The organism is Pseudomonas nitroreducens TX1, from assembly GCF_000313755.1.
In the GTDB taxonomy this organism is placed as follows: Bacteria; Pseudomonadota; Gammaproteobacteria; order Pseudomonadales; family Pseudomonadaceae; genus Pseudomonas; species Pseudomonas nitroreducens_A.
Map to the genome: position 1 here is coordinate 42,527 of NZ_AMZB01000077.1, position 8,338 is coordinate 50,864.

Consider the following 8,338-nt stretch of genomic DNA (forward strand, 5'->3'; position numbering starts at 1 on the left):
TCAGGCGCTGCGGGCCAGGCGCGGCCGTGACTTGGCGCTCGCCATGGACAGGCTCAGCCGCTCCAGCAGGCTGTCCGACGATTCGTCGCGCGCCATGCAGGCCACCGCAGTGGCGCTGAGGACGAGGCTCTCGCCCTGGGGCACGCTCTTGTGCGCGTAGTAGCGCACGGCGTTCTCCAGCTCCCCGGCGATGCGCCAGGCCTGAGCCTCGCCGGTGCCAGGCAGGAGGGCAACGAAACGATCACCCGCCAGCCGGCACAACAGGTCGCAGTGGCGCAGGTTGAGCAACAGCAACTGACTCACCGCCTGCAGCACGCGGTCGCCCTCGGCGTGGCCATGGTTGCGGTTGAAGGGTGCGAAGTCGTCCAGGTCCACCAGCACCAGGGAGAACGCCTGCTGCTCCTCGCCGGAGCGACGCTGCTCCAGCTCGATCTGCCGGCGCAGGTAGGCGGCGCCGTTGAGCGGGGTCAGGCGGTCGTGGTGGAGGTGCTCTCGGAACAGCCGCTCGCGCTTGCTCAGCTGCTGGCCGAGGGCTTTCTGCTCCTTGCTCCAGTGGTACAGGCCGAGCGTGATCAGCAGCAGGCCGATGGGCATCGGCACCGATTCGAGCCAGTGGTCCCAGGAAATCTCCGCAGGCAGCTGGATGAATTCGTCGAGGGCATCCATCCACATGGAGAAGAACACCGCTCCCAGGCCCACCGCCAGCAACGTGGTGACCCGCCCGGCCGGCCGGTGCGCGAGCACCAGGCAGACCCAGCAGAAGGCCAGCAGCGCCGAACCGCCCTCGCCCACCACGTCGAGCCAGTCGATCCGGTCCCAGGTCTTGATTTGCCCGGCGGCGAGGTAGAGCACCAGGCCGATGTTGGCGAGCACGACCAGTGCGATCAGTTTCAGGCGGTGCAGCTTGAGCAGGTTGGACATGGGAGCGGTATCCGCAACGAGTGACGGAGGCCAGCCAAACAGGTCCCCGTGATGCTTTGATGACAGCGCCGAGGGTGCAATCGGCTCACTCGAAACCGCCCCCATCCTGCGAAAAAGTCCTACGCCGCCGCTCCCTGTACCACGCCCTGCACCCTGCCGCCGGGGCTGAGCCGAACGCACCGGGTCAATTGGGATCAGTAACGTGCCCTGTATCGCTGAAATCCCTGTATTTCGGGGCCTGCAGCCGATCGCTGTCACGTAACCGTCATTCCCGCTGCCTAGCTTCCGCTCCCCAGTTGACCGGGCCGAATCGCCCCGGTCGGGGGAACAGGCACAAGGGGAAATTCCGTGATCGATCAGCAATTGCCGCGGACGCTGCGTCCGCTGTTCAAGGTCAGCGCCCTGGCGCTGGCGATTGCCGCCACGCCGTCAGGCTGGGCTGAGGAAACCACCGAGGCCGGCGAAAGCGTCACCGTGTACGGCCAAGCCGACAGCCTGGACAAGGCCCTGCGTCAGCAGCGCCGCTCCGACAGCGTGGAGAGCGTGGTGCACGCGGACAGCATCGGCCAGTTGCCCGACAGCAACGCCGCCGAGGCCCTGCAGCGCGTACCGGGGACGTCCGTCGAGCGCGACCAGGGCGAAGGCCGCTTCGTGCGGGTTCGTGGCCTCGGCCCGGACCTCAACGCCGTCACCATCAACGGCACCCTGGTGCCCTCGCCCGAGGCCGGACGCCGAGCCGTGGCGCTGGACGTGCTGCCCAGCGAACTGATCCAGTCGCTGTCAGTGGTCAAGACCCTGACCCCGGACATGGACGCCAACTCCCTGGGCGGCACCATCGAGGTTGAAAGCCTCTCCGCCTTCGATCACGACGGCCTGTTCTTCAGCGGCACCGCACAGACCAGCTACGACGAGAACACCAACCGCTTCAGCCCGAAATACTCCGGCGCCGCCAGCCAGCGCTTCAGCCTCGGCGACGGCATCGACAACTTCGGCGTGGCCGCCGCACTGAGCTGGCAGAAGCGCAAGTTCGGTTCCGACAACGTCGAGACCGGCGGCGACTGGGATTTCGATGACGGTGCCCGACTCAACAGCCTGGAGCAACGTGACTACGACATCCAGCGCGAACGCAGCGGCGGCGCGCTGAACTTCGACTACCGCCCCGACGACGACAGCAAGCTCTGGCTGCGCACTCTCTACAGCGAGTTCAAGGACAACGAGACACGCCAGTCCACCAAGATCGACTTCGAGGACGCCCTGGCCGAAGGCGAAAGCGGCGAAGCCGAGGTGGAGCGCCGCCTGAAACATCGCGAGGAAACCCAGACCATCCAGTCCTACGTCTTCGGCGGCGAGCAACGCCGCGGCGACTGGACCTTCAGCGGCCAGGCCGGCTGGAGCAAATCCGACGAGGACAGCCCCGGCCACATCGACCCGGCCGTTTACAGCGGCGGCGACATGGACAGTGGCTGGTACGACAGCGAGAAGCCACGCCTGAACATCGACCCGGCGTTCTACGACCCGAGTCAGTTCAGCCTGGACAAGGTCAAGTGGGGCAAGTCCTACACATCGGACCACGAGAAGAACCTGCGTCTGGACCTGGCCCGCGACTACGACCTGGCCGGCAGCCCGTCGACCTTCAAATTCGGCGGCAAGCTCAGCCGGCGCACCAAGGACAACGACGAAGAGGTCTGGCAGTACGAGGACCTCGCCGACGCCGGCCTGAGCGACGACCAGCTGAACCTCGCCAACGCCCTGGACGGCACCGTGCACTACCGCCTGCAGAAGTTCGGCCAGGGCATCTCCGCCGACGCGGTCAAGCGCCTGATCGGCGGGCTGGATTCGGCGCAGTACTACGACGAGGAAGCCTCCACCATCAATGACTTCCGCATGCACGAAGACATCGACGCCGGCTACTTCATGAACACCGTGGACGTCGGTGACTGGCGTTTCATCGCCGGCCTGCGCTACGAGGGCACGCACTTCGAGGCCAGGGGCACCGGCATCGACAACGGCGACTACCAGGCCATCGAGCGCAAGCGCGACTACCACAACTGGCTGCCAGGCCTGCATGCCCGTTACCAACTGGACGACCAGACGCAGATTCGCGCCGCCTGGACCAACACCGTGGTACGCCCGACCTTCGAACAACTCGCGCCCGGTTATGCCATCGATGGCGACGAAGCGGAGTTCGGCAACCCGGACCTCGCCGCCCTGCGCTCGCACAACCTGGACCTGGCCATCGAGCGCTACCTGGGGCGCGCCAGCGTGGTTTCGGCGTCGCTGTTCTACAAGGACATCAAGAACTTCGTCTACAACACCGACCTCGCCGGCAGCGGCGCCTGGGCGGACTTCGACGAGGCGTCCACCTTCGCCAATGGCGACAAGGCCAAGGTCTACGGCCTGGAACTGGCCTGGTCGCAGAAAATGGTCATGCTCCCCGCGCCCTGGGACGGCCTGCTGCTGGGCGCCAACGCCACCTTCAGCCGCTCGCGCGCCGAGATCGCCGATGCCGACGGCAACCAGCGCAACATCGACTTGCCCAGCCAATCCGACGTCACCGGCAACCTGCTCATCGGCTACGAGAAGGACCGCCTGAGCCTGCGCCTGACCGCCAACTACAAGTCCGATTACCTCTACGAGGTCGGCAACGTCAGCGACAAGCGCTACGACAGTCGCGTCGACGACCAGACGCAGATCGACTTCAGCGCGCGCTACTCGCTGACGGACAACCTGCAGGTGTTCTTCAACGCCGAAAACCTCGGCGACGAGCCCTACTACATCTACAGCGGCCACCGTCGCTACAACTACCAGTACGAAGAGTACGGCCCGACCTACACCGTCGGCCTGACCCTCACCCACTTCTGAGGACCGCGCACGCCGGTCCGCCGGCGTCCGCGCAGCACCACAAGGACAGACGCCCTCCATGAAACGCCGCTACTCCCTGACCCCGCTGCTCGCCGGCCTGCTGCTGGCCGGCTACGCCTGTGCCGAATCCGTCGCCCTGCAACCCTGGCCGACCCGTGCCAAGGCCCAGGCCATCGCCCTGCTGCCCGGCGCCGGCAGCGTCGTTGCTAGCAAGCGCGACGGCCTCCTGCTGCTGGACGAGACAGGCAACGAACGCGGTCGCCTCGCCGGCCGCTACGACTTCCTCGACCAGCGCCCCTGGGGCGATGGCAGCCTGCTCGCCACGTTCGACCGCGAGCACCAGCAGCCGCTGCTGCAACCGCTGGCCGGCAACGACCAGTGGGACGATGCGCTGCGCCTGCCGAGCCCGGACTTCGCGGTCAACGGCCAGTGCCTCTACCGTGATGCCAGCGCCAACCTCTACCTGTTCCTGGTCGGCGAGAACGGCCAGGGCGAGCAATGGCTGGTCGGCCACGGCAAGCGGCTCGAGCGCGAGGCGCGCAAGGTGCGTCGCCTGGCCCTGCCGCCGAGCGCCGAGCTGTGCCGCGCCGACGACAGCGACGGCACCCTGTACGTCGACGAACCCGGCATCGGCCTGTGGGCCTATGGTGCCAATCCGGAGGCAGACGGCAGCCGCCTGCCGGTGGACCTGAACGCGCCCTATGGCGGGCTCGCCGGATCGGTCAGCGGACTGGCGGTGGTGTCCGGCGGCGTGCTCGCGCTGGACAAGGGCCCTGCCCTGCAGCGCTACGTGCGTCAGGGCGACGGTTGGGAGAACCTCAGCGCGATCGCGCTGAACAGCCCGAATAAAGCCGAACAACTCGCGGCCACCGAACAGGCCGGCACGCTGCGCATCGTCCTGCAGGACGACGCCAGCGGGCACTACTATCACGCCGAAGTCCCTGCCCTACCCGCACGCGCGGAAGCTCCCCGCACGCTACCCGAGGTGATGCCGGCGGTGCAGACGCAGAGCGTGCAGCGCCATGGCGACGCCGCCGATGACCCGGCGATCTGGGTCAGCGCGAAGAACCCGAAACTCAGCCGCGTACTGGGCACCAACAAGCAGGAAGGCCTGCTGGTCTTCGACCTCCAGGGCCGCCAGTTGCAGAGCCTGGCTGCCGGGCTGGTGAACAACGTCGACGTGCGCCACGGCTTCCGGCTCGGCAATCGCCGCGTCGACCTGGCGGTGGCGAGCAACCGCAGCGACAACAGCCTGACCCTGTTCGCCATCGAGCCGGCCGACGGCAAGGTGCGCGAGATCGGCCGCGTGCCAACGCCGCTGGAGGAAGTCTACGGTCTGTGCCTGTACGCGCCCCGCGACGGCGACATCCAGGCCTTCGTCAATGACAAGGACGGACGCTTCCAGCAGTACCGGCTGAGCGCTCCCGGCGGCCAGGTGAAAGGCGAGCTGCTGCGCGAATTCCGCGTCGCCAGCCAGCCCGAAGGCTGCGTCGCCGATGACCGCAACCAGCGGCTGTTCCTCGGCGAAGAAGACGTGGCGGTCTGGACCCTCGGGGCAGAGCCGGACGCCAAGGGCGAGCCGGAACAGGTACTGGCCGTGGGCGACCTGCTCCACGACGACGTAGAGGGCCTGGCCCTCTACCACGGCGCCAAGGCCAGCTACTTGCTGGTTTCCAGCCAGGGCAACGACAGCTACCTGGTGCTCGACGCCGCCGCGCCCTACCGCGTTCGTGGTGCCTTCCGCGTCGGCCTGAACGCCGCTGCCGGCATCGACGGAACCTCGGAAACCGACGGTATCGAAGTCACCTCGGCCAACCTGGGCGGCGCGTTCGGCCAGGGGATGCTGGTGGTGCAGGACGGCCGCAAGCGCCTGCCCGAAGGCACGCAGAACTTCAAGTACGTGCCGTGGGCGGACATCGCCCGCGCCCTCAACCTCGACTGACCACCAGGCTCCCCGTGACGGGGAGCCTCACCGGGAGACCACCATGCAAGCCACTCTCGAACACACCAGCATCTGGGCACTGGTCGAAGCCGCCAGCCCGCTCGCCCAGGCCGTGCTGCTGATCCTCCTGGCCGCCTCGCTGGTGAGCTGGTACGTGATCGTCCAGCGCAGCCTGCTGCTGGGCGGCGCCCGCCGTCGCCTGCGCGCCTTCGAAGCGCGCTGGCGCGCCAGCGGCGACCTGCAGCGGCTGTTCCGGGAAACCACCGAACCCGGCGAGGACGCCGGCGTCGAGCGTATCTTCCATGCCGGTTACCAGGAGTTCCTGCACCTGCGTGACGAGCCGGGCATCGATCCCGCTCTGCTGATCGAAAGCAGCGAGCGCGCCATGCGCGTGGTCATCGCCCAGGAGGAGGAACGCCTGCAGCGCGGCCTGCCGTTCCTTGCCACGGTCGGCTCCACCAGCCCGTACATCGGTCTGTTCGGCACCGTCTGGGGGATCATGAACGCCTTCATCGGCCTCTCCGGCGTACAGCAAGCCACCCTCTCCACCGTCGCGCCGGGCATCGCCGAAGCCCTGGTCGCCACCGCTGTCGGCCTGTTCGCAGCAATCCCGGCAGTCATGGCGTACAACCGCTTCGCTGCCAGTTCCGACCAACTGCTGGGCCGCTACTGCGCCTTCGCCGAACAGCTGCAGGCCCAGCTCAACCGTCGCATCCACGCCGCCCCGGCCATGGCCGCGGCGGCCTGACCGGAGGCCGGCCATGCGACGCATACGCAGCAAGCACGCACCCAAGGCGGAAATGAACGTAGTGCCCTACATCGACGTCATGCTGGTGCTACTGGTGATCTTCATGGTCACCGCCCCGATGATCCAGCAGGGCCTGAAGGTGGAACTGCCCAAGGTGGCCAGCGAGGCGTTACCCAGTGAGACCGAGCGCCCGGTGCTGACGCTCACGGTGCAGGCCGACGGCGGCTACCACTGGTACCTGGGCAGCCAGGTGGATACCGAACAGCGCACCGACGCCGCCGGCAACCTGGACGAGCTGACTGCCAAGCTCACCCGCCTGGGCGCCGACACCCAGGTGTTGATCCGCGCCGACCAGGCGGTGGACTACGGCCGGGTGATCGCCGCCATGGCCGCCCTGCAGCGCGGTGGCGTCAGCGATGTCGGACTGATCACCGAGGCGCCGCAATCGTGAACCCCAGGATCACCCGCCGCGCCCTGCCTGCCGCCATCAGCGCCGGGCTGCACGCGCTCGCGCTGGCCGGCCTGTACATCGGTTTCCACCCTTCGGCGCCGGCCACCCCGGCGCCGAAGGTGATGCGTACCGCGCTGGTCAGCCTGCCGAGCCCCGCGCCCATTGCTCCAGCGCCGCCACCCGTGGTGCAACCGCCAGAGCCCGTTACACCGCCCCCACCACAGGTCGAGGCGCCTCGCCCGGCGCCGCAACCTGATGTCGCCCAACTGACACGGCGCAAAGTCGAGCAGCGTGAACGCGAAGAGCGCCAGCGCGAGGAACGGCGCCAGGAGCAGCAGCGCATCGCCGAGCAGCAACGTCAGGAACAGGAGCAGCGCTCACACCAGCAGGCCGAGCAACGGGCACGCGCCGAACACGATCGCCAGCTCGCCGCACAGCAGGCAGCCGCCGCCGAGGCTGTCCGCGCCGCACAGAACTACCAGCCACTGGTGAAGAAGGCTCCGACCTACCCGGACAGCGCCCTCGACCGTCGTCTGGAAGGCGACTGCACGGTGGAATACACCGTCGCCCCCAACGGTTCGGTACGCGACCCGCGCGTGGTCCCCGGCGCCTGCAGCCACAGCGTGTTCGAGCGCCCGTCGCTGCAGGCCGCCACCCGCTTCCGCTACCAGCCACGGGTAATCGACGGCCAGGCCGTCGCCGTGGCCAACGTGCGCAACACCTTCCATTACCGGATCCAGGAAACCTCCCGATGAGTGCCGAGCCGACCGATTTCCACGCCCATCTCTCCGCCTTCGACGACCAGGCGATCAACCCCTCCGGCAACGTGCCGATGAGCGAGATCATCGACGCTTCGCGCCGCCGCCTGTTGAAGAACAGCCTGGTGCTGGGCGCGGTCGGCTTCCTCGGCGGCGGCCTGTTCCCCGGCCGCTCGCTGTTCGCTGCGGACGCGCCGGTGCCCACTGCGCTGCTCGGCTTCAAGGGCGTGCCGGTACAGCAGGACCCGACGTTCGACCGGGTGATCGTCGCTGAGGGCTACACCGCCCGGCCGTTCTTCTCCTGGGGCGACACCGTAGTGACCGGCGCGCCGGCCTGGAAAGGCGACGCCAGCGAGGACTGGAAAGCCCAGGAGCTGCAGGCCGGCGACAACCATGACGGCATGCACTACTTCCCCTTCCCCGATGCGCCGGACAGCCACGGCCTGCTGGTCATCAACCACGAATACATCAACCCGACGCTGCATCCGAAGGGCCAGACCTTCGAGGATCGTCCCGATGGTTCGCGCGGGCGTCCGGAAGGCGAGGTGCGCAAGGAAATCGCGGCCCACGGCCTGAGCGTGATCGAGGTGAAGAAGGACGCCGGGGGCCAGTGGCAGCGCGTCGAGGGGTCGAGCTACAACCGCCGCATCACCGGC

At 67.9% G+C, this 8,338-nt stretch carries 7 protein-coding genes; 6 read left to right on the forward strand and 1 reads right to left on the reverse strand.

Annotation, left to right across the window (positions count from 1 at the left end; translation table 11 throughout):
* Window positions 1-921 carry a GGDEF domain-containing protein gene (locus C167_RS0103960; RefSeq protein WP_017516965.1) on the reverse strand — a complete coding sequence of 307 codons (921 nt, stop codon included), beginning with the start codon at window positions 919-921 and terminating at the stop codon, window positions 1-3.
* Between the two features lie 348 nt (window positions 922-1,269).
* On the opposite strand from C167_RS0103960, the gene C167_RS0103965 reads away from it, so the two are divergent.
* From C167_RS0103965 to C167_RS0103990, 6 genes are all read left to right on the forward strand, one after another.
* Complete coding sequence (locus C167_RS0103965; RefSeq protein WP_017516966.1) at window positions 1,270-3,783, forward strand: TonB-dependent receptor; 2,514 nt, start codon at window positions 1,270-1,272, stop codon at window positions 3,781-3,783.
* Between the two features lie 58 nt (window positions 3,784-3,841).
* Window positions 3,842-5,725 (forward strand): phytase, encoded by a 1,884-nt coding sequence (locus C167_RS0103970; RefSeq protein ID WP_017516967.1) that lies wholly within the window; start codon window positions 3,842-3,844, stop codon window positions 5,723-5,725.
* Between the two features lie 43 nt (window positions 5,726-5,768).
* Entirely contained in the window at window positions 5,769-6,473 is a 705-nt protein-coding gene (gene tolQ / locus C167_RS0103975; RefSeq protein ID WP_017516968.1) for a protein TolQ, read from the forward strand.
* 13 nt (window positions 6,474-6,486) lie between these two features.
* A complete protein-coding gene (gene tolR / locus C167_RS0103980) occupies window positions 6,487-6,924 on the forward strand; it encodes a protein TolR (protein ID WP_017516969.1) in 438 nt (145 codons plus the stop codon).
* Window positions 6,921-7,679 carry an energy transducer TonB gene (locus tag C167_RS32185; RefSeq protein WP_017516970.1) on the forward strand — a complete coding sequence of 253 codons (759 nt, stop codon included), beginning with the start codon at window positions 6,921-6,923 and terminating at the stop codon, window positions 7,677-7,679. Before tolR ends, C167_RS32185 begins: the two co-directional genes overlap by 4 nt.
* Window positions 7,676-8,338 (forward strand): PhoX family protein (locus C167_RS0103990; protein WP_026078793.1); only part of this gene is annotated, 663 nt, incomplete at its 3' end. The genes C167_RS32185 and C167_RS0103990, both read left to right, overlap by 4 nt.

Coding starts and splice junctions, on each gene's coding strand:
- tolR (WP_017516969.1), top strand. CDS start 6,487: ATGCGACGCATACGCAGCAAGCACGCACCCAAGGCGGAAATGAACGTA.
- C167_RS0103970 (WP_017516967.1), top strand. CDS start 3,842: ATGAAACGCCGCTACTCCCTGACCCCGCTGCTCGCCGGCCTGCTGCTG.
- tolQ (WP_017516968.1), top strand. CDS start 5,769: ATGCAAGCCACTCTCGAACACACCAGCATCTGGGCACTGGTCGAAGCC.
- C167_RS0103960 (WP_017516965.1), bottom strand. CDS start 921: ATGTCCAACCTGCTCAAGCTGCACCGCCTGAAACTGATCGCACTGGTC.